General features: G+C 65.3%; 19 protein-coding genes. 13 read left to right on the plus strand and 6 right to left on the minus strand.

Translation table 11 applies throughout. The features are described from left to right. Window positions 1–12: 12 nt before the first annotated feature. The 4 genes from AWB80_RS07925 to AWB80_RS07940 all read right to left on the minus strand — a co-directional run bounded on the left by AWB80_RS07925 (window position 13) and on the right by AWB80_RS07940 (window position 6,055). Window positions 13–1,125 (minus strand): YbdK family carboxylate-amine ligase, encoded by a 1,113-nt coding sequence (locus AWB80_RS07925; RefSeq protein WP_061174097.1) that lies wholly within the window; start codon window positions 1,123–1,125, stop codon window positions 13–15. 41 nt (window positions 1,126–1,166) lie between these two features. Next, window positions 1,167–2,369: a cation:proton antiporter gene (locus AWB80_RS07930; protein WP_061174316.1), complete on the minus strand. Its 1,203-nt coding sequence runs from the start codon at window positions 2,367–2,369 to the stop codon at window positions 1,167–1,169. 821 nt (window positions 2,370–3,190) lie between these two features. Next, the gene (gene mnmC, locus AWB80_RS07935) at window positions 3,191–4,990 is read right to left on the minus strand and encodes a bifunctional tRNA (5-methylaminomethyl-2-thiouridine)(34)-methyltransferase MnmC2/FAD-dependent 5-carboxymethylaminomethyl-2-thiouridine(34) oxidoreductase MnmC1 (protein ID WP_061174098.1); all 1,800 of its coding nucleotides are present in this window, start codon (window positions 4,988–4,990) and stop codon (window positions 3,191–3,193) included. A gap of 18 nt (window positions 4,991–5,008) precedes the next feature. Next, window positions 5,009–6,055: a VTT domain-containing protein gene (locus AWB80_RS07940; protein WP_061174099.1), complete on the minus strand. Its 1,047-nt coding sequence runs from the start codon at window positions 6,053–6,055 to the stop codon at window positions 5,009–5,011. A gap of 297 nt (window positions 6,056–6,352) precedes the next feature. Here AWB80_RS07940 and AWB80_RS07945 point away from each other — a divergent pair, with 297 nt between their 5' ends. Further along, complete coding sequence (locus tag AWB80_RS07945) at window positions 6,353–6,631, plus strand: HU family DNA-binding protein (RefSeq protein WP_008352404.1); 279 nt, start codon at window positions 6,353–6,355, stop codon at window positions 6,629–6,631. 90 nt (window positions 6,632–6,721) lie between these two features. Here AWB80_RS07945 and AWB80_RS07950 read toward each other — a convergent pair whose 3' ends face one another. Both AWB80_RS07950 and AWB80_RS07955 read right to left on the minus strand, forming a co-directional pair. Continuing rightward, a complete protein-coding gene (locus tag AWB80_RS07950; protein WP_061174100.1) occupies window positions 6,722–7,984 on the minus strand; it encodes a GTP-binding protein in 1,263 nt (420 codons plus the stop codon). 125 nt (window positions 7,985–8,109) lie between these two features. After that, window positions 8,110–8,553 (minus strand): lytic transglycosylase domain-containing protein, encoded by a 444-nt coding sequence (locus tag AWB80_RS07955; protein ID WP_061174317.1) that lies wholly within the window; start codon window positions 8,551–8,553, stop codon window positions 8,110–8,112. A 598-nt stretch (window positions 8,554–9,151) separates the two neighbouring features. Between AWB80_RS07955 and gspD the strand changes: the two genes are divergently transcribed. The 12 genes from gspD (at window position 9,152) to AWB80_RS08015 (ending at window position 20,544) form a co-directional block, all read left to right on the plus strand. Continuing rightward, window positions 9,152–11,521: a type II secretion system secretin GspD gene (gene gspD, locus AWB80_RS07960; protein ID WP_061174101.1), complete on the plus strand. Its 2,370-nt coding sequence runs from the start codon at window positions 9,152–9,154 to the stop codon at window positions 11,519–11,521. Further along, window positions 11,518–13,005 (plus strand): type II secretion system ATPase GspE, encoded by a 1,488-nt coding sequence (gene gspE, locus AWB80_RS07965; RefSeq protein WP_061174102.1) that lies wholly within the window; start codon window positions 11,518–11,520, stop codon window positions 13,003–13,005. Before gspD ends, gspE begins: the two co-directional genes overlap by 4 nt. A gap of 3 nt (window positions 13,006–13,008) precedes the next feature. Continuing rightward, a complete protein-coding gene (gene gspF / locus AWB80_RS07970; RefSeq protein WP_061174103.1) occupies window positions 13,009–14,226 on the plus strand; it encodes a type II secretion system inner membrane protein GspF in 1,218 nt (405 codons plus the stop codon). Further along, entirely contained in the window at window positions 14,226–14,639 is a 414-nt protein-coding gene (locus AWB80_RS07975; protein ID WP_061174104.1) for a hypothetical protein, read from the plus strand. The genes gspF and AWB80_RS07975 overlap by 1 nt, the downstream gene beginning before the upstream one ends. A 156-nt stretch (window positions 14,640–14,795) precedes the next feature. Next, window positions 14,796–15,266, plus strand: a complete 471-nt coding sequence (gene gspG / locus AWB80_RS07980; protein WP_061174105.1) for a type II secretion system major pseudopilin GspG — start codon at window positions 14,796–14,798, stop codon at window positions 15,264–15,266. After that, window positions 15,238–15,759 (plus strand): GspH/FimT family pseudopilin, encoded by a 522-nt coding sequence (locus AWB80_RS07985; protein WP_061174106.1) that lies wholly within the window; start codon window positions 15,238–15,240, stop codon window positions 15,757–15,759. The genes gspG and AWB80_RS07985 overlap by 29 nt, the downstream gene beginning before the upstream one ends. Further along, complete coding sequence (gene gspI, locus AWB80_RS07990) at window positions 15,756–16,148, plus strand: type II secretion system minor pseudopilin GspI (protein ID WP_061174107.1); 393 nt, start codon at window positions 15,756–15,758, stop codon at window positions 16,146–16,148. Before AWB80_RS07985 ends, gspI begins: the two co-directional genes overlap by 4 nt. Then, the gene (locus tag AWB80_RS07995) at window positions 16,126–16,785 is read left to right on the plus strand and encodes a PulJ/GspJ family protein (RefSeq protein ID WP_087131110.1); all 660 of its coding nucleotides are present in this window, start codon (window positions 16,126–16,128) and stop codon (window positions 16,783–16,785) included. Before gspI ends, AWB80_RS07995 begins: the two co-directional genes overlap by 23 nt. Window positions 16,786–16,787: 2 nt before the next feature. Further along, on the plus strand, window positions 16,788–17,894 hold the full coding sequence (gspK, locus tag AWB80_RS08000) for a type II secretion system minor pseudopilin GspK (protein WP_061174109.1): 1,107 nt from the start codon (window positions 16,788–16,790) through the stop codon (window positions 17,892–17,894). Window positions 17,895–17,930: 36 nt separating this feature from the next. Beyond that, complete coding sequence (gene gspL, locus AWB80_RS08005; RefSeq protein ID WP_061174110.1) at window positions 17,931–19,268, plus strand: type II secretion system protein GspL; 1,338 nt, start codon at window positions 17,931–17,933, stop codon at window positions 19,266–19,268. Beyond that, window positions 19,265–19,768, plus strand: a complete 504-nt coding sequence (gene gspM / locus AWB80_RS08010; RefSeq protein ID WP_061174111.1) for a type II secretion system protein GspM — start codon at window positions 19,265–19,267, stop codon at window positions 19,766–19,768. Before gspL ends, gspM begins: the two co-directional genes overlap by 4 nt. After that, on the plus strand, window positions 19,765–20,544 hold the full coding sequence (locus tag AWB80_RS08015; RefSeq protein WP_061174112.1) for a type II secretion system protein N: 780 nt from the start codon (window positions 19,765–19,767) through the stop codon (window positions 20,542–20,544). The genes gspM and AWB80_RS08015 overlap by 4 nt, the downstream gene beginning before the upstream one ends.

The following is a 20,544-nucleotide window of genomic DNA, read 5'->3' on the forward strand; positions in this document are numbered from 1 at the left end:
GTAAGCGCGGTGTTATCTGCGCCACTGCAGACATTGCTGCCTGACTGCCTCATGCAGCGATTTTTCCTTGTCCACCACCCCGCGCAGCCATGTCGCATCGTTCGTGCCGCGCGCGATCTCGGCCACCTCCGCGAGTGCGGCCTGCGAGCCGAGCACTTCGGCGTGAGGGCCGAGCAGATCGAGCGTTGCGAGAATATCCTCGCCGATGGTCCGGCGCTCGCCCGTCTGCGGATGGATGCAGGTGCCTTCCAGCCCGAAGCGGCACGCCTCGAAGCGATTGAAGGTGTACACGAGGTAATCGTCCTCGCGCGGCGTGAGCGGCTTGTCGAGCAGCAGATAGCGCGACAGCGTCTGGATGTAGCAGGCGATCGCGGCGGCCCTGTCGACCGACAGCGGCGTGTCCATCACGCGCACTTCGATCGTGCCGAAACCGGGCTTCGGCCGGATATCCCAGTAGAAGTCCTTCATGCTGTTGACCACGCCTGTTTTGACCATCTTCGAGAAGTATTCCTCGAAGCCGTCCCAGGTCAGCACGAACGGCGCACGGCCCGACAGCGGGAACGCGAAAACCGAATTCAGGCGCGCCGAATGAAACCCCGTATCGACGCCCTGAATGTACGGCGACGACGCCGAAAGCGCGATGAAATGCGGGATATAGCGCGACATCGAGTGCAGCAGGAACAGCGCGCTGTTCGGGTCGGGACAGCCGATATGGACGTGCTGGCCGAACACCGTGAACTGTTTGGCGAGGTAGCCGTACAGTTCGGAGATGTACTGAAAGCGCGGCGCGTCGTAGATCTGGCGATCGCTCCATTGCTGGAACGCATGCGTGCCGCCGCCGGCCAGGCCGACGTTGAGCTGGTCCGCCGCGGCGACGAGCGTATCGCGAATCTTGCGAAGGTCCGTGACGGCCTGCTCGTGCGTCGTGCAGATGCCGGTCGACAGCTCGATCATGCTTTCGGTGATTTCGGGCGTGATGTTGCCCGGAATCTTTTCGTCCTTGATGAGACGCATGAGGTCCGACGCGGCGCGGGTCAGATCGTAGTCGTGCGTGTTGACGACCTGGATCTCAAGCTCGACGCCGAACGTGAACGGTTCTGAGTTGATGAAGGGTTCGAGTGCCATGGCGCCTCTTGAATGATCAATGCCTGAGCGGAGGGGCGCGCTTACTCGCGCCGCTCGCCCACCGCCGACAGGCTACGGTACACCACGAAAGGCGAGACGATCTGCAGCACGACGATCGAGCACATGATGATCGCGCGCAGCGTCGGATCGTAGTCCGGATAGAGCACGTACATGTCGTCGACGAGCACGTACGCAAGCGCCGACATCGGCGTGAGCGCGAGGCCGAGCGCCGCGCCCTGCTTCCAGTCGAGGCCGCTCGGTTTGGCGAAGATCAGCACGCCCGCCAGCTTGCCGATGAAGCGCGCGACGATCAGCCCGAGCGCCGCGACGCCGCCGAGCGCGATATCGCGCCACTGGAACGACGTCAGCGTCAGCGCGAAAAGGATGACAGTGAGCAGCCATCCGGCGGAGCCGAAATGCGACGGCCAGAGTTGCGGCCGCTCATCGGCGTTCTTCACGATGATGCCGGCGGCGAGCAGTGCGAGAATCGTCGACAGCTTGAAGAGGTGCGCCACCGCGATGGCCAGCAGCACGAGCCCGAACAGCGCGACGAACGAATGCTCGTCGTTCGCGGGCAGACGCCGGACCAGCAGATTGCACGCGCGCGCCAGCAGGAACGCGAGCACGAGCGAGCCGATCAGCAGATAGAGCGGCTGAAGGATCGTCGCGAGCGCGTTGCCGTAGATTTCCTGATGCAGCACGCCGGCCGCGAGCTTTTCGACGATCACCGCATACATGCTGTTGAGCGCAGTGAGCGTCAGGAGACGCTGCGTCACCTGGCCTTCCGCGCGCAACTCGGTCTTCAACTGGATGACCATCGCGGGCGACGTCGCCATGGCGATCGCGGCGATCACGACCGAGGGCATCGTCGGCACATTGAGCAGCATCAGCGCGATCAGCACGAGGCCGAACGTGAGCGTCGATTCGGCGATGCTGGAGAGCACCAGATACGGATTGCGGCGGATCCATCGCAGATCGAGCCGCCCGCCCAGTTCGAAGAGCAGCAGGCCGAGCGCGACATCGAGCAATGGCCGCGACAAACCGCCCGCGCTGGAGTCGATGACGCCCAGCCCTGCGTTGCCGGCGATCAGTCCGATCACCGCGAACCCGGTGATGCGCGGCAGGCGCCACGCGCGCCATAGCAGTTCTCCGGCGAGTCCCGCCGTGACGAGCGCGAGACCGGCCCACAGAATGGCGTCGGGCTCAAGCGGCCACGCGGGCAAAAATGAAAATGCCGAATTCATCGTATTGGCTTCTCCTTCGTTGCTGCAGCAGAGCGTGCACATTCCGTTACGAGACTCGCATCGACGGCGCGCGCTCGCGGGCGAGGCGCATCCGCCGGGTCAAGGCGAGCGCTGGTTCATTCAGGCGAAACGAAAAGCGAACGAACACGGCGTCACGGACAGGCCGTGCACGAATTAGACGACGTATTCGGCTGACAGCGGCGCGCCTTGCATGCCCTCAATGTCGCACCGGAGATCCCGGATTCGTGTGACAGGAGTCGTACAAGCGGCGCCCGCGCGATTGTCGGGCCGAACACAGCAAACGACGGTGCGGCTTCGTTGATCAGATTCTTGGCGCGCAACCATCGTTCCATTGAAGCGGTCGCCGTCTGAACGGCGCGACGCAGGAAGAAGCGCGATTGTGCCATACCTCGGAGCCCCTGACAGAAAGTCCAAGCTCATGATTCTTATGAAGTAAAAGCGACTGCCTTGCCGGGACCAGGATGGAAAGGCTGACCGGTTGCCGTTATCGACGGCTTCCGATTGCGTGCTTACGGCTGACCGATAGCCTCGCCGTCAGGTGTTTACAGGTTTACTTTATATATACGTAGTAGCAGTTAACAAGCATCCGCATGTTCTGTGGATAACACTGCTTTCGTCTTTTTATTCAGTCGTTTGAGAGAAGCAAAAGCGCGCGGTAAACATGTTGGGGCCGCGCGGTCAACCCGGAACAACTTTCGGCCGATTCAAGGCGGCTTCGAGTTGTCCCGTTTACGTGCACAACGCGTGCACATGTCTTTCGCATGCATTCCGAGGGGTTATCCACAGCGCGCCGGGGACAACTAGGCCGGGGCGATTTCTCCATGCCGCAAAGCGCGTAGCAAAAAACGGGCTGGATCGATCGCTTCGGCCAGTTCGCGTTCGATGGGCCACGGCTCCCCTTCGATCTGCGCGGCGATCAGCTCGGCCGCGAGCGTCGCCCAGACGAGTCCGCGCGAGCCGAACGCGAACGCGCCGTAGAGGCCGGGCATACGCGGCAGATCGAGCGGCCACGCGCCCGACAATCGATGCGCATCGCGGCGCGCGGCGATTTCATCCGCGAGCTGGCCGATCATCGGCATGCGGTCGCTCGTCACGCAGCGAAACGCGACCCGGCCCGCGCGCACTCTGTTCGGCGTGGGCGCGAGACCAGGCAACATGCCCGCGACGCGCTCGATATTCTCTTGATGGCCGGCGTCGCGGATCTCGCGGTCGGGATCGTCGATATCGTAGGTCGCGCCGATCAACGTGCCTTGCGCGCCGAGCGGCACCGCATAACCTTCGCCGATCACCGGCATGCGCAATGCATCGAGCGCGCCCGGATCGAGCACGGTGAGCTGGCCGCGCACGCTGCGGGTCGGTGCGCCGTACAGGCCGGCGAGCCGCGCGGCATCGTGAGCATTCGCGAGCACCATGACCGGCGCGCGCGCGATCTCGTCGGCGCTGGCGTCGAACGCGCGCCAGAGCTTGCCATCGTGCGCGATGCGCGTGACGTCGGTCTGCATGCGCGGCGTGATGTGCGCGGACGCATCGGCGAGTTGCGCCGCGCAGACCGCGGCCGGCGAGATCGCACCGCCGCGCGGAAAGAACCAGCCGCCGCGCGCGACCTCCATGCCGGCGAGGCGCGCCGCATCGTCGCGCGTCATCGGCTGCACGTAGTCCGATGGATACGCGAAACGCGCGATGGCGGCGGCGAGCGCGTCGGCATCGTCGGCGCTATCGGCGATCTGAAGCAGGCCCGCGCCGCTGCGCAAGAGGTCGTGCCGCGCATCTTCGAGCGACTGCCAGCGGCGTAACGCGTAGAGAAAGCCCGCGCGCGTGAGGCGTGCGGCGACGCTGTCGTCGCGCCAGACGATCGGATGAAACACGCCCGCCGGATTGCCCGATGCATCGCGCGCGGGCAACGCATGGCGATCGATCAGCGTAACGCGCCAGCCGCGCGCAGCCAAACGCGAACTCACCGCGCAACCCGCGAGGCCCGCGCCGATCACGATGGCTTCGCGCAGGTTCGCATCGCACGGAAGCGGCGGCTCGTGACGGCGCACGCGCCAGCGCGGCGCGAAGCGCGCGATGAGCTGCGTGTCCGTAGACGCCGATGAACACGCGAATCCCGACGCTTCCAGCGCGCGTCGCAAGGGCGCATGAAGCGCATCGGCGGCGCACGCGCTGAACGTCGCGCCGTCGCCGGCAAAGCGCGCGAGCGTCTTGCACAACGTGCGCGCGTCGCCGGTTGCATCGACATGGAACGCGTCGGCGCGCAGCCAGAGTTTCGACAGCAGCGCTTGCGTGTCGTCGCCGATGGCGAGCGTCAGCACCACGCGGCCATCGTCGAATTCGAGCCGATGCACACCCGGCACGCGCATCGGCCACACGCGCGCGAGTTCAGCGATGAGCGTTGGATCATCGGCGCAAGGTGGATCGTCGAGCGCGGCAAGCGGCGCGACGGCGACGACATGCAGCCGGTCGCAACGTTGCTCGTCGGCGCGCCAGCGTTGCCACAGCGAAGGAAAGACGCTGAATGTCGTATCGACGAAAGTGAAGACGCGTCGATGCCGCCAGCGCGCGGGAAGATCGTGCGAAGCGAGAAGCAGGGATTCGGTCATGCGGTAGATGAAGACACCTCAGGCGGAAGACGACTTGGCGATACCGCGCGCCGCGCCGTTCGCGGCGTCTTCGATCATCAGCGGTTCGAGCGCGTAGCCCGCCGCGCGCCATGCCGCGAGTCCGCCGAGCAGCGGCGCGACATCGGTGAAGCCATGCGTGGCCAGTTCCTTCGCGGCGAGCGCGGCGGAGACTTCGCTCGGGCAGTCGCAATAGGTCACGAGCTTGCGATCGCGCGCGATGCCGGCGAGTTGCGACGCAGCGTCGTCGTGCAGAAGCAGCGCGCCGGGGATCGCATACGGATCCATCGCGCGACGTTCATGGCGGCGCACGTCGATGACGAGTGGCGGTGGCTCGCGCTCGAGCAACGCGCGCAGCATCGCGATATCGATACGCGCCATGCGCAGCCTGCGCAACAGCGACACACGCTGCCACCAGCGTATGGCGAGATAGAGCGCGAGCGCGATGACGGCGAGCACCATCACGCCGCGCCCGAACAGGTCGAGCCAGGCGAGCGCGCTATCGACGAGATCCGCGAACATCGCGCCGAACGCGACGCCGATGCCGGACCATATGATCGCGCCGAGCGCGTCATAGAAGAGAAAGCTGCCGAAGCCGATGCCGGTCGCGCCCGCGACGGGAATCGCGAGCGTCGACAAGCCGGGGATGAACTTCGACACGGCGAGAATGCGCACGCCGAAGCGCCCGAAGAAGTCGAGGCTGCGGTTCACGCAGGTATCGCGCGAGATGGAGAGCTTGCACAGGAAGCCGAGCACGCGGCCGCCGTGGCGGCGTCCGAGCCAGAACCAGAGCGTGTCGCCGATGAGCGCGGCGATGCTGGCCGTGATGACGATCGCCGCGAGCGGCCCCATTGCCGCCGATGGAAAGAGCTGCGGCAGGCCCGCTGCAAGGCCCGCGACATCGCCCGATGCAAAGCTCACCGAGACCGTGATGGCGCCCGTCAAAACCAGTGTGGGCAAGGCTGGGAGCGGCAAGCCGAGGCACTCGAGCAGAACGTTGGCAAAAACCAACGGCAGGCCGTATTCGATGATCAGCTCGCGTAGCATGGATCGGACCCAGGTGTTCTGCGCCAAAAAAACGGCCGGGAGCCCCAAAAATATAAGGGTAAATCTTTGAAACCCTTGTCCTGATTGGGTTTGCGCTGCGCTATCATACCAAGCGCCGCGTATAGAGGCGGCGAGAAGGCGACGAAGTGGAGCAACGCCGGTGAGATGGCGCGACAGAACGCCGATTCGTCGGGCGGGCACGCCAGAAGGCCGTCCCTACTCGACTGCACGGCTTGCGCACGTATAATCGGCGCGTTCGCGCTGTTCGTGTCAACCTAAACTGATAAAGGAACCTTAATGAACAAACAGGAATTGATCGACGCCGTAGCCGCTCAGACCGGCGCTAGCAAGGCTCAAACCGGCGAAACGCTGGACACGTTGCTCGAAGTGATCAAGAAGGCTGTCTCGAAAGGTGACGCAGTGCAGTTGATCGGCTTCGGCAGCTTCGGCTCGGGAAAGCGCGCAGCGCGCACCGGCCGCAATCCGAAGACCGGCGAATCCATCAAGATTCCGGCCGCAAAGACGGTCAAGTTTACGGCTGGCAAGGCATTCAAGGACGCAGTGAACAAGCGGTAAGCTTCTTGCCGATTGTGCGGCTACCCAGGGTAGCCAGTTGGTCATAACCCGCCTTCGGCGGGTTTTTTTTCGGCTGCGCTTCGTGTCTGCTCAATGGCGATGATCGTCGCAATCGCAATCGGGACCATGATCGTGGTCGTGCTCATGGTCGTGCTCATGGTCGTGATCCTCGACGTCCCACGCGGGGAACGGATCGGCGAAGCGTTGCCAGCCGTCGGCGCCGAGCGCCCATTCGTCGTCGGTCAGAAGGCATGCATCGAACCGGTCCTGCCACGTGGCAGGATCGAGATTCAGGCCGATCAGCACCAGCTCTTGCCGCCGGTCGCCGACGCTGTTGTCGTCCGGATCGCCATACCATTCCGCGACGATCTCCGCTTCGAGTTCGGGGTCATCGGTCGGCCATTCGCTGCGATCCTGCGCGGCCCACCACACGCCCGCCGGACCATGCCGCAGTGTACCGCCCGCTTGCGATAGCGAACCGCCCACTTCGCTGCGCGTCGCGAGCCAGAAGAAGCCCTTTGCGCGCAGCACGTCCGGCCATTCCTCATGCAGCAGCTTCCACAGGCGTTCGGGATGAAACGGCCGGCGCGCGCGATACACGAAATGGCCGACGCCGAATGCATCCGGTTCGTCGCTCGACGGATGTTCGCCGTTGAGAATCGCGAGCCAGCCGGGCGCGCTCGCGGTTGCATCGAAATCGAAGCGGCTGGTGTTCAGCACGTCGGCGGGCGTGACGTTGCCCGACTGCGCGCGCAACAGAAGCGCGCGCGGATTGAGACCGTGCAGGATGCGTTCGAGCTTTTCGACTTCGTCCGCGCTGACGAGATCGATCTTGTTGATGACGATGACATCGCAGAATTCGATCTGCTCGACGAGTACTTCGACGACCGTCTTGCCGTCCGCTTCGTCGTGGCCTTCATGCGCATCGAGCGAATCGGACGAAGCGTAGTCGCGCATGAAGCTCGCGGCATCGATCACGGTGACGAAGGTATCGAGATGCGCGCGGCCGGCGAGCGTCGCGTCCTCGTCGTCGCCGAAAGCGAGTTGCTCGGCGATGTCCATCGGATCGGCGATACCCGGCGCTTCGATCACGATCGCATCGAAGCGCTGCTGTTGCGCAATCCATCTGATGGCGCTTTCGAGCGCTTGCATCGACCGGTCGGCGAGCGTCAGGAGCAGGCAGCCGTTCGGCAGTTCGGTGGTTTCGCGATCCGCGCCGGACGCGGCCTTGCCGCAGGTCACGGCGCCGATACGCACGCCCGCGGCGTTGGCGAGCAAGGCATCGACGAGTGTGGTTTTACCCGCGCCGGTGAATCCCGATAGCACGGTAATGGGCAATGGCGTCTGGTTCATCGCAGTGGAGCGTAGCGGGGAAGGGAGCGCGCGAGCGCGAACCCGCGCGGCCGTCAGGGCCGCGCAGGCGATCGAATAGGGGATTTTGCATCAAATGCGCGCGGGCCGTGGCGCGCATCGATGCCTTAACGGGTGGCCTGAACCAGCTTCCAGCGGCGCAGGATCTCGATGATCTGTGCCGAATACTTGTCGCGCAGCGCGGGTGTTTCGGAATGGTAAGCACCGACCGCCTGCCACGAATTGCCGTACTTGTTCATTTTCTGGCGGAGATGCCATGCGGCGACATACACGCTCTTGCACGGTTCCATCAGCGTGCCGCTCGAGATGCCATACTGCGCCAGAGTATTGAGATGAATCGAGTTGATCTGCATCAGCCCGTAGTCGGTCGAGCCGTTGGCGTTCTTGTTGATGGCGTCAGGCTTGTTGTGCGATTCCTGCCACGCGATCGCGCGCAGTATGAGCGGATTGACCTTCTGATATTTCGCCGCTTCGTCGAAGCAGTCTGCGTGTGCGGAGGCGGCCGCAAGGAGCGGCCCGCATATCGCAAATAGTCGCACGATTCTCTTCATCTTCTTTCTACTCCATCCGCACACGCGGAACGTCATGCCGCCGTTGCGGCGCCTTGGCGCCAACGCCAACAAATCAACGCCCGCGGCCGGGCTGCATGGGGAAAACCCGCCCTTTTTGCATCCGCCCGGAATGCGGAACCGACCGTATCATACCGGCTGATGATTCAGACCATAAGTTGGCTATCAGACATACGTCCATGGCACCGGCCGGAAGCCGCTTGCACGCGAGCGCGCAGGAATATCCATTGGATATGTCCTAAATGTATGAATAATAAGACTTCTGGACGGGTTACAATTCGGCTCCCGCGTGCATCGGCCCAACTCTGGAACAGCCCAGATACGGTCTATCGGCAAGTTATTCGAAAGCTTGAGAGCGCTGGAGCGGGTTATCGCACGAGCAGCGGAAGAGCGACCTGGTGTCAAACGAATTGGCACAATTCCGTTACATGAAACTGTTATCGTCATATTTTTTAAAATGATCGCGGCGGCCGGGTCTGCCTGTCCTACCGCGGTTGGCGGCGCGTTCGGCTGACGAGCTGCCGCCTCAGCCGGCTCATGAAAATCCGGCTCTGACATCACATCCATGAGAAGACAACCTATGGCACTGCGTCGCACGGCGACGGCACTGCTGGCGGCGGGACTTATCGTCGCGCAAGCCGCTCAGGCGCAAGTGACGTTGAATTTCGTCAACGCGGACATCGACCAGGTCGCGAAAGCGATCGGCGCCGCCACCGGCAAAACGATCATCGTCGATCCCCGCGTCAAGGGGCAGCTCAACCTCGTCTCGGAGAATTCGGTTCCCGAGGATCAGGCGCTGAAGACGCTCCAGTCGTCGCTGCGCATGCAGGGCTTCGCGCTGGTGCAGGATCACGGCGTGCTGAAGGTCGTGCCCGAAGCCGACGCCAAGCTCCAGGGCGTGCCGACCTACGTCGGTAACGCGCCGGCCGCGCGCGGCGATCAGGTGATCACGCAGGTCTTTCAGTTGCATAACGAATCGGCGAACAACCTTCTGCCGGTGCTGCGTCCGCTGATCTCGCCGAACAACACGATCGCTGCCTATCCGGCGAACAACACGCTCGTCGTCACCGATTACGCCGACAACGTGCGCCGCATCGCGGGCATCATCGCGGGCGTGGATACCGCCGCGGGCCGCTCGGTCGACCTCGTCACGCTGAAGAACGCCAACGCGATCGACGTGGCCGAGCAGATGAACAAGCTGCTCGATCCCGGCGCCATCGGCAGCACCGATGCCACGCTGAAAGTCACCGTCACGCCCGATGCGCGCACCAACTCGCTGATGTTCCGCGCCTCCAGCAGCTCGCGCCTCGCCGCGGCGAAGCAACTGGCGCAGAAGCTCGACGCGCCCACGACGCAGCCCGGCAACATGCACGTCGTGGCGCTGCGCAACGCCGACGCGACGCGCCTCGCCAAGACGCTGCGCGGCATGCTCGGCAAGGGCAACAACAGCTCGGACAACACCTCGGGCTCGAACTCGAACTCGTTCGGCCAGAGCGGCGGCGGCCTCAGCAATTCGTCGACGTCCACCGGCCAGTCGGGCATGCCGCCGCTGCCCGGCGGTCTCGGCAGCAGCAGCTCGGGCACGGGCAACAATCCGATGTCGGGCGGCTCGGGCAATCGCGATTCGAGCTTTTCGTCGAACAAGGACAACGAGTCCGGCAACGACCAGGGCGGCGGCATGATCCAGGCCGACGCCGCGACCAACTCGCTGATCATCACCGCGGCCGATCCGGTCTACCGCAACCTGCGCTCCGTGATCGACCAGCTCGACGCGCGCCGCGCGCAGGTCTATATCGAGGCGCTGATCGTGGAGCTTTCCGCGACGACCGGCGCGAACCTCGGCATCCAGTGGCAAGGGCTGTTGCTGTCGAACGGCGGCAATAACGCGGTGTACGGCAGCACGAGCTTCGGCAGCGGCAACACGAACATCGTCGATCTGACCTTGCAGGGCAACGCGATCGCGCAGAATCCGTCCGCGATCACGTCGACCAGCGGTCTGCTCGCGCAAGGCCTGAACATCGGCCTGCTGCACCGCTTCGGCAATCTGTTCGGGCTCGGCGGCCTGTTGCAGGCGCTGTCGACATCGGCGGATGCGAACATTCTCTCGACGCCTAACCTCATCACGCTCGACAACGAGGAAGCGAAGATCGTGGTCGGCCAGAACGTGCCGGTCGTGACCGGTTCCTACGCGACGCCGACCGCCAACGCCGCGACCTCGGTCACCGCGTTCAACACGTTCGACCGCCGCGATGTCGGCGTGACGCTGCACGTGAAGCCGCAGATCACCGACGGCGGCGTGCTCAAGATGCAGATCTATCAGGAAGATTCGAGCGTCGATCAAACCACGAAGACCGATCCGGGCGGCGTGACGATCAACACGCGTTCGGTGCAGTCGACCATCCTCGCGGACGACGGCGAAATCGTCGTGCTCGGCGGCTTGATGCAGGATCAGTACAACAACAACAACAGCAAGATTCCGCTGCTCGGCGACATCCCCTTCATCGGCAGCCTGTTCAGAAGCGAGAGCAAGACGCGCACGAAGACCAACCTGATGGTGTTCCTGCGCCCGGTGATCGTGCGCGATCAGGCCACGTCCACGCAGATCGCCAATACGCGCTACGACTATCTGCGTCAGCAGCAATATGGCTCGACGACGGACAACCGTCTCATCAAGGACCAGAATGTGCCGGTGATGCCGCCGAAGCCGCTCGGTCCGAGCGAGGGCGGCGGCGCGCCGGCGCAGAATCTGCTGGACTGGAGCAACACGACGCGCGGCCCCGGCCCGAGCACGACGCTGCCGCAGAATCCGGACGCAGGCCAGGCGCCGCAGTACGGCCCGACCTATCCGGCGCCCGCGAACGGCGCGACGAACACCATGCCGGCCAACGGCGCGACCAACGCGATGCCGGGCAACGCGGCGACGAACAGCCAACAAGGAGTGCGGCCGTGACCACGGTCAACGAAGCAGTCGAGAGCGCGAGCAGCGCGGCGTCGCCGCTGGCGGCCCGGCTCGTGCCTTACGGCTTCGCGCGCAGCGGGCAGATTCTGCTTGCGCATCAGCACGCGGACGGCATCGAAGTGTGGATCAGCGAGCGCACCACCGACGCGGCGCTCGCCGAAGTCGCGCGCAATTTCGGCGCGCTCTCGATCGTGCGCAAGTCCGCCGACGAACTCGCCGCCGCGATCAACTCGGCGTACGCGCGCAACGACGGCAGCGCGGCGCAGGTGGTCGGCGAAGTGGAAGGCGAAGTCGATCTGTCGCGTCTGATGCAGGACATTCCGGAAGTCGAGGATCTGCTCGAATCCGAGGACGACGCGCCGATCATCCGCATGATCAATGCGCTGCTCACGCAGGCGGCGCGCGAACAGGCATCGGACATTCATATCGAGCCGTTCGAGAACGCGTCGGTCGTGCGCTTTCGCGTCGACGGCACGCTGCGCGATGTCGTACGCCCGAAGAAGGCGCTGCACGGCGCGCTGATCTCGCGGATCAAGATCATGGCGCAGCTCGATATCGCGGAAAAGCGTTTGCCGCAGGACGGCCGCATCACGCTGCGCGTGGGCGGTCGCGCGGTCGACGTGCGCGTGTCCACGCTGCCGACGGGCCACGGCGAGCGCGCGGTGCTGCGTCTGCTGGAAAAGGATGCACAGCGCCTGAATCTCGAAAAACTCGGCATGGCGCGCGACACGCTGGTCAACTTCGACAAGCTGATCGGCCGCCCGCACGGCATCGTGCTCGTGACCGGCCCGACCGGTTCCGGCAAGACGACCACGCTGTACGCGTCGATGTCGCGGCTGGAAACCACGACCACCAACATCATGACGGTGGAAGACCCGATCGAATACGATTTGTCGGGCATCGGTCAGACGCAGGTGAACGAGCGCATCGGCATGACCTTCGCGCGCGCGCTGCGTTCGATTCTTCGTCAGGATCCGGACATCATCATGATCGGTGAAATCCGCGATCTCGAAACCGCGCAGATCGCGGTGCAGGCTTCGCTCACGGGCCACCTCGTGCTCGCGACGCTGCACACGAACGATGCCGCGTCCGCCGTCACGCGTCTCACCGACATGGGCGTCGAACCGTATCTGCTGGCGTCGTCGCTGCTCGGCGTGCTGGCGCAGCGGCTCGTGCGGCAGCTGTGTCCGGTGTGCAAGGAAGAGCGCGTCGAAGAGGACGGCACCAAGCATTACCATCCGGTCGGCTGCGAGCGATGCGGCCAGTCGGGCTATGTCGGCCGTCGCGGCGTCTACGAACTGCTCCTGATCGACGACATCATTCGCCCGCTGATCCACCGCAATGCGGCGGACGCGGAGATTCTCGAAGCGGGCCGCAAGCAGGGCATGCGCACGCTGCGCGACGACGGCGACCGCTGGCTCGCCGCGGGCGTGACGTCGCTGGAAGAAGTGCTGCGCGTGACGGGCGGGGAATAACGTATGCCGGCTTTCCGTTTCGAAGCGATCGATCACGCAGGCAAGACGCAAAAAGGCGTGCTCGATGCCGACAGCGCGCGCGCCGCGCGCAGCCAGTTGCGCACGCAGGGGCTGACGCCGCTCATCGTCGAGGCGGCGGGCTCGCGCACGCGCGGCGAGCGTCAGCAACGGCTCTCGCTCGGCCGGCGTCTGTCGCAGCGCGAGCAGGCCATTCTCACGCGCCAGCTCGCGAGTCTGCTGATCGCGGGCCTGCCGCTCGGCGAAACGCTCGCGGTGCTGACCGAGCAATCGGAGCGCGATTATATCCGCGAACTGATGGCTGCGATCCGCGCCGAAGTGCTCGGCGGCCATTCGTTCGCCAACGCGCTCGCGCAGCATCCGAAGGACTTTCCGGAGATCTATCGCGCGCTCGTCGCGGCGGGCGAGCATACCGGCAAGCTCGGGCTCGTGCTGTCGCGGCTCGCGGACTACATCGAGCAGCGCAACGCGCTCAAGCAGAAGATCATTCTGGCGTTCACGTATCCGGGCATCGTCACGCTCATCGCGTTCGGCATCGTCACGTTCCTGTTGAGCTATGTCGTGCCGCAGGTCGTGAACGTGTTCGCGAGCACGAAGCAGCAACTGCCTTTCCTCACCGTCATGATGATGGCGCTCTCCGCCTTCGTCCGGAGTTACTGGTGGGCGGTGCTGATCGGCGTCGTGATCTTCGCGTGGCTCGTGAAGCGCATTCTCGCGCGGCCCGGGCCGCGCATGTCGTTCGACCGCTGGCTGCTGACCGCGCCGCTCGTCGGCAAGCTGGTGCGTGGCTATAACACGGTGCGCTTCGCCAGCACGCTCGCGATCCTCACCGCCGCCGGCGTGCCGATCCTGCGCGCGCTGCAGGCGGCCGGCGAAACGCTCAGCAACACGGCGATGCGCGAGAACGTCGACGACGCCATCATCCGGGTGCGTGAAGGCTCGTCGCTGTCGCGCGCGCTCGGCAACACGAAGACGTTTCCGCCCGTGCTGGTCCACCTGATCCGCTCGGGCGAAGCAACCGGCGACGTCACCACGATGCTCGACCGCGCCTCCGAAGGCGAAGCGCGCGAGCTCGAACGCCGCACGATGTTCCTGACGAGCCTGCTCGAACCGCTGCTGATTCTCGCGATGGGCGGCGTCGTGCTGGTGATCGTGCTCGCGGTGATGTTGCCGATCATCGAACTGAATAATCTGGTGCAGTGATGAACGCCCTTCAAACTCGTTTGCTCACGCTCGCCGCGCTCGCGCTCTTTTGCGTGACGCTGACGTACTGGGTCGTCACGCTGACCTCCCGGCAGACCGCGCCGCTGCCCGCCGCGGCCGCGACGCGCGCGCCGTCGGTCGAGCAGGCCGCGACCATCTTCGGCGGGCGGCTGGAGCGTCAGGCCAACTCGGACGTGCATCTGTTCGGCATTCTCGCGTTGCAGGGGGGAGCTGCGGCCATCGTGAGCTACGGCGGCGAGGCGGCGAAAGCCGTGTCGCTGGGCGGGCCGCTCACGCAGGGCGTGAAGCTCTCGGAAGTGCGCGCGCGCTCGATCATCATCGATCGCAACGGCGTGAAGTCGGAGATCTTCCTGCCGCAGAATCCGCCCGGCCCGACGATCTGGGTGCGCTGAGCGCGACGCGATGCCTCGCGTGAGTCTGAATCACGCGACGAAAGCGGATCGATAGAATGTGCGGCGGCTTCGGCAACACAGGAAGCCGCGCGATTTTTCAATCATCACCGGGCATGAGGCCCGGAAACGATATTTTCAATTCAAGAGGTAGCAGTCATGCAAATGTGGACCCAACGCCGCATGCGAATTCAACAGGTTCAGGCGCAAGGACGTCGCCAGCGCGGTTTCACGCTGATCGAAATCATGGTCGTGATCGCGATTCTCGGCATTCTCGCCGCGCTGATCGTGCCGAAGATCATGAGCCGCCCGGACGAGGCACGCCGCGTCGCCGCCAAGCAGGACATCGGCACCATCATGCAGGCGATGAAGCTCTATCGCCTCGATAACGGCCGTTATCCCACTCAGGAGCAGGGCTTGCGCGCGCTGATCGAAAAGCCGTCGACCGAGCCGGTGCCGAACAACTGGAAGGACGGCGGCTATCTGGAGCGTCTTCCGAACGATCCGTGGGGCGGCCAGTATCAATATCTGAATCCGGGCGTGCACGGCGAAGTCGACGTGTTCAGCTACGGCGCGGACAACAAGGCGGGCGGCGAAGGCAATGACGCCGACGTCGGGTCGTGGCAGTAAGCCGTCGGCGCAAGACATCGTGAACGGGCATTTGCCGGCGCGTCGTCAGGCCGGCTTCACGCTGCTCGAAATGCTCGTCGTGCTGGTCATCGCGGGGCTGCTCGTGTCGCTCGCGTCGCTGCAACTGACGCGCAACCCGCGCACCGATCTCAACGAGGAAGCGCAGCGTCTCGCGCTGCTGTTCGAATCGGCGGGTGACGAAGCGCAGGTGCGCGCGCGGCCGATCGCGTGGCAGCCGCTCGACGGCGGCTTTCGCTTCGACATCCGCACGGAAGACGGCTGGCGCCCGCTGCGCGACGATCTGCTGCGCCCGCGCCGCTGGGAAGGCGGCGTGACCGGCGTGACGATCAATTTCCTCGATTCGGACAAGTCCGTGAACCGGCTCGTGTTCGGCACCGAAGCCATCGACGCGCCGATGGAAATCACGCTGATTTCGGCGGCGGGGCGCGTGACCATCGTCGGTAGCGGCAGCGGCCGCTTTCAGGTGCGATGATGCACAAGGCTCGTCGACATCAGCGCGGCTTCACGATGATCGAAGTGCTCGTCGCGCTGGCGATCATCGCGGTGGCGCTGGCCGCGTCGGTGCGCGCGGTCGGCTCGCTCGCGACCGGCGAAGCGGACCTGCACCGGCGGCTGCTCGCGGGCTGGAGCGCGGACAACGAACTCGCGCAGTTGCGGCTTTCGCACCAGTTTCCGGCGATCGGCTCGCGCAGCTTCGACTGCTCGCAGGGCAATCTGAAACTCACCTGCACGCAGCGCGTGAGCCAGACGCCCAATCCGATTTTCCGGCGCGTCGAGATGTTCGTCTCGACGCCGGGCCGCTCCGGTTATCTGGCGCAACTGGTCACGGTGGTGGCGAATGAAACGAACCGCTCGCTCTGAGCGCGGCTTCACGCTGCTCGAAATGCTGATCGCGATCGCGATTCTCGCGGTGCTCGCGGTGTTGTCGTGGCGCGGGCTCGATTCCGTGATCCGCGGCCGCGCGACGATCGAGAACGCGATGCAGGACGAACGCATCGTCGCGCAACTGTTCGACCAGATGCGCATCGACGCGCGTCAGGCCGCAACCGACGACGAAGCGGGCCAGCCCGCCGTGCAGATCGGCAACGGCTCGCTGCAGATCGTGCGCGGCGTGTTCGCGCCGGACCGTGCGCCGCGCCTGCAGGTGGTGCGCTACCGGCTCTCGAACAGCCGGATCGTGCGCTATGCGTCGCCGCCGCTCGAGAACGTCGGCGAAGTGCGGCGCGCGTTGTCGTCGGCCGATACGGCGGACGGCTGGAGCTCGATTCCCCTGATGGGTGGCGTGGCCTCGCTCGCGACGCGCGTCTACATCCCGGAAAAAGGCTGGACGACGAGAATGAGCGACGTGTTCTCGCAGATCAACCAGAACGACAACAACCTGAAAGTGCCGCAACTGGGCAATGCGCCGCTGGCGCGCGCGGTGTCGGGCGTTCAGGTCGCGGTCGGCGCGCGCACGCTGGCGACGCCGCTCACGCGCGTGTTCCTGGTCGGAGAGTGAGCATGCGCGCGATGAACCGGAAAAGGCAGCGCGGCGTTGCGATCATCAGCGCGTTGCTGGTCGTATCGCTGGCGGCGATTCTCGTGTCGGGCATGTTGTGGCGTCAGCAGGTGCAGATTCGACGTATCGAGAATCAGCGGCTGCTCGCGCAGGCGCAATGGATTTCGCGCAGCGCGCTCGACTGGACGCGCCTCATCCTGCGCTCGGAAGCCGATACCTCGCCGACGGTCACGTACCTCGGCGGCGTGTGGGGCGTGCCGATCGCGAAAACGAAGCTATCGGACTTTCTCGGGCAGATCGGCGAAGTGCGCGCGCAGCAGGGCGCGTCGACGTATCTGTCCGGCTCGATCGAGGACGCGCAGGCGAAGTTCAATCTGCGCAACCTCGTTTCGACGCCGACGCCCGGCGTACTGACGATCAACGTCGCGCAGATTCAGGCGTTCCAGCGGCTGCTCGCGATGCTCGGCATCAACGGCTCGCTTGCCAAGACGGTGGCGCTGCAGATGCGCGCGGGCCTCGCGCGCTCCGCGACGCGTTTCCAGACGCAGACCGGCAACAGCGCGACCTCGGCGACCGGCACGAGCACGGAAGCGACGATCGCGGCGCTCGCGCAAGGCGGCACGGGCGGCGGCAACTTCACCGACGACCCCGGCCTGAAGGACGCCGACAACAACGCGCCCGTCGCGCCCTTGCAGATGATCAGCGTCGATTCGCTGCTCGACGTGCCGGGCTTCTCGGCGGAAGCGGTCGCGAAGCTCAGGCCGTTCGTCACCGTGCTGCCGACGACGGCCGCCGTAAATATGAACACCGCGCCCGCCGAAGTCATCGCGGCCGTGGTGCCCGGCATGAATCTGTCGCAGGCGCAGGCGTTCGTCGCGCGCCGCGAGACGGTGTTTTTTCACGATATCGGCAACGTGCAGCTCGCGCTGACCGGCGCGGGCGTCAAGACCGTGTCGACCGATCCGAGCGAAATGGACGTCACCACGAAGTATTTCGTGATCCACGGGCGCGTCGAGCACGAACGCGCGCAACTGGAACGCACGACGCTCGTGTATCGCGATCCGACGACGCATACGACGCGCATCGTCTACACACGCGACTCGCTGTGAAGACGTGCCGTTGCCATTGATGAGGGGAAGTGGCCTTTGAGCACACTGATCGTTCTATTACCGCCGCGCGATCCCGCGGTGCGCTCGGAAGAGTGGCATCTGCCGGATCTGCCGTTTCTGCTGCTCGACAAGCGCGGCGAGCCGCAACGTATCGGCCGCGCGGCGCTCGGGCTGCTGCCGCGCGCGAGCGCGACGGTGCTGATCGTCGCCGCGCGCGACACGCTGTTGCTCGCCGCCGCCGTGCCGCCGCTCAAGGGGCCGCGCTTGCGGCAGGCGCTGCCGAACGTCGTCGAGGATCAGCTGATTCAGGACCCGCAGACGTGCCACGTCGCCGTCGATCCGGTCGAACTCGCCGATGGCAAGCGCGTGGTCGCCGTGATCGATCGCGGCTGGTTCCGCTTCGTGGTGGGCGCGTTTTCGGGCGCGGGGCATCGCAACGTGAAGGCGGTGCCCGCCATGCGCTGTCTGCCGGTGCCGGTTCCGGCGGCGAGCGTCGAAGGCGAGGAAACGGCAGTGCTGCCGACGCCGTTCGTCGCGGGCCTGCTCGGGCATGTCGTGTCGACCGCGCCGGCGTTGATCGGCGAGCTGGCCGCGCCTTCGCCTGCTTCGCTCGCCGCGCCGCGCATCGAGATCGCGATCGCGCGTGGCGAACGCTCGGCGCTCGGCGAAGGTCTCGCGCTGCCCGCCGAGTCGATCGAGGCGACGCTCGCCGCGCTCGCGGGCGATCATCCGGTGACGCTGTATTCGCTCGTCGATCTGCCCGGCGACGAGCCGCGCCTGTCCGGCTCGCGCAATGCCGCCGCGGCCGTCGCGGGCGCGTTGCCGGTCGGCTTCGAAGCGCTCGCGCGCAATGCGCTCGCGAGCCGCTTCGACCTGTGCCAGTTCGAATTCGCCGCGCAGCCGTGGCGTCTCGACCGCGCGACGATGCGGCGCCTGCGCGTGCCGATCGCGCTCGTGGCGGCGTCGATCGTCGTGTCGATCATCGGCATCAACGTACAATGGCTGCAGCTTGCGCGTCAGCGCGACGCGATCAGCGCCCAGGAAACCGAGTTGCTGCTCAACGCGTTCCCGAAGACGACCGTCGTGCTCGATGCGCCCGATCAGATGGCGCGCAATCTCGATCGGCTGCGGGTGGCGTCGGGCGAGCTTTCGCCGTCGGATTTCCTTTCGCTCGCAGACGGACTCGCGCGCTCGCTTGCTCCGGTGCCGGTGAATGGCGTCGCGGGACTCGACTATCGCGATCGTCATCTGGAAGTGACCTTCAAGCCGGAAACCAAGGTCGATCCCGACCTATCGAAGCGCCTCGCCGCCAATGGCCTGAACGGTTCGATCGATAGCAACACCGGCAAATGGACCATCAGGAGCGCCCAATGAAAGCGGAAATCGGACGTTCACTGTCGGAATTCTGGGAAGCGCGCACGCCGCGCGAGAAGACGCTCCTCATGTGGGGCGGTCTCGCGCTCGGGCTCGTGCTCGTGTATCTCGTGCTGTGGGCGCCTGCTTACGAAGGCCGCGCGCGGCTGCGCGACACCCTGCCGACGATGCAGCGCCAGCTCGCGACGATGACCGCGCAGGCCAACGACGCGCGCTCGCTCGCACCCGCCACCGAAGGCGTGATGCCGACGGGCGGCGCCTTGCGCGATGCGCTCGCGAAGTCCCTCGCGGACAACGGCATGCAGCCCACGCAGGTTCAGGTGATCGGCGCGGCGGTGCAGATTCAGTTGAAGAACGCGTCGTTTCCCAACTGGACCATGTGGCTCGACGACGCGCGCAAGCAGTTCAAGGTGCAGGTGTCGGAGGCGCACGTCACGGCGCTGAAGCCGGACGGCCAGGTGGATCTGACGGCGTCGCTGCAACCGGCCGGCACGAAATGAGTTACTGGACGCGACGTATCCGGCTCGCGCTGCCGGCGCTTTTCGTGATGGTGATATCGATCGCCGGCACGCTGCTCGTGATGCTGCCTGCCGCGTGGATCGTGCCGCAGTTCTCGAAGTCGACGGGCGGCCACGTCAATCTGGTCGATCCGGCGGGGTCGCTGTGGCGCGGTTCGGCCACGCTGATGCTCGCCGCGGGCAGCGACGGCGCGGGCGCGACGCTGCTGCCGGGGCGTATCGAATGGACGACATCGTTCCTGCCGCTTTTCACCGGGCGCGTGCATATGACGATGCGCCAGACCGAAGCGATGCCCGACGCCGTGACCGTGGACGCCACCACGCGTGGCGCGACGGTCACGGCGGGTCAGATCGCCGTGCCCGCGACGCTGCTTGCGGGCCTCGGCGCGCCGTTCAACACGCTGGATTTCGACGGCAGCGTGCGGCTCTCGTGGACCGAATTCCGTTTGCTGAACCGCAACGCTTACGGACAGGTGGTCGTTTCGCTCGACGACATGGCATCGCGCGTGTCGCGGGTCAAGCCGCTCGGCTCGTATCGCGTCGCGCTGCAGGCGCAGGGCGCATCGGCGACGATCGATCTGTCGACGAGCAAGGGCCCGTTGATGCTCAAGGGCAATGGCGTGATTTCACCGGAATCGACCGGGTTTCAGGGCACGGCGACCGCCGCGCCGGAGCAGCGCGAAAACCTCGCGGGGCTGTTGAATCTGCTTGGCCGTCATACGGATCCGGATACGGTTGCGCTGACCTTCATGCGTTAG

It is taken from the genome of Caballeronia pedi, assembly GCF_001544915.2.
Classification (GTDB): Bacteria; Pseudomonadota; Gammaproteobacteria; order Burkholderiales; family Burkholderiaceae; genus Caballeronia; species Caballeronia pedi.

Bases quoted from the DNA above. Each gene is read 5' to 3' on its own strand.
- gspM (WP_061174111.1), top strand. From the start codon at position 19,265: ATGAAAGCGGAAATCGGACGTTCACTGTCGGAATTCTGGGAAGCGCGC.
- AWB80_RS08015 (WP_061174112.1), top strand. From the start codon at position 19,765: ATGAGTTACTGGACGCGACGTATCCGGCTCGCGCTGCCGGCGCTTTTC.
- AWB80_RS07955 (WP_061174317.1), bottom strand. From the start codon at position 8,553: ATGAAGAGAATCGTGCGACTATTTGCGATATGCGGGCCGCTCCTTGCG.
- gspG (WP_061174105.1), top strand. From the start codon at position 14,796: ATGCAAATGTGGACCCAACGCCGCATGCGAATTCAACAGGTTCAGGCG.
- AWB80_RS07925 (WP_061174097.1), bottom strand. From the start codon at position 1,125: ATGGCACTCGAACCCTTCATCAACTCAGAACCGTTCACGTTCGGCGTC.
- AWB80_RS07950 (WP_061174100.1), bottom strand. From the start codon at position 7,984: ATGAACCAGACGCCATTGCCCATTACCGTGCTATCGGGATTCACCGGC.
- mnmC (WP_061174098.1), bottom strand. From the start codon at position 4,990: ATGACCGAATCCCTGCTTCTCGCTTCGCACGATCTTCCCGCGCGCTGG.
- AWB80_RS07975 (WP_061174104.1), top strand. From the start codon at position 14,226: ATGAACGCCCTTCAAACTCGTTTGCTCACGCTCGCCGCGCTCGCGCTC.
- gspI (WP_061174107.1), top strand. From the start codon at position 15,756: ATGATGCACAAGGCTCGTCGACATCAGCGCGGCTTCACGATGATCGAA.
- AWB80_RS07995 (WP_087131110.1), top strand. From the start codon at position 16,126: ATGAAACGAACCGCTCGCTCTGAGCGCGGCTTCACGCTGCTCGAAATG.
- AWB80_RS07940 (WP_061174099.1), bottom strand. From the start codon at position 6,055: ATGCTACGCGAGCTGATCATCGAATACGGCCTGCCGTTGGTTTTTGCC.
- gspK (WP_061174109.1), top strand. From the start codon at position 16,788: ATGCGCGCGATGAACCGGAAAAGGCAGCGCGGCGTTGCGATCATCAGC.
- AWB80_RS07930 (WP_061174316.1), bottom strand. From the start codon at position 2,369: ATGAATTCGGCATTTTCATTTTTGCCCGCGTGGCCGCTTGAGCCCGAC.
- gspD (WP_061174101.1), top strand. From the start codon at position 9,152: ATGGCACTGCGTCGCACGGCGACGGCACTGCTGGCGGCGGGACTTATC.
- gspF (WP_061174103.1), top strand. From the start codon at position 13,009: ATGCCGGCTTTCCGTTTCGAAGCGATCGATCACGCAGGCAAGACGCAA.
- AWB80_RS07985 (WP_061174106.1), top strand. From the start codon at position 15,238: ATGACGCCGACGTCGGGTCGTGGCAGTAAGCCGTCGGCGCAAGACATC.
- AWB80_RS07945 (WP_008352404.1), top strand. From the start codon at position 6,353: ATGAACAAACAGGAATTGATCGACGCCGTAGCCGCTCAGACCGGCGCT.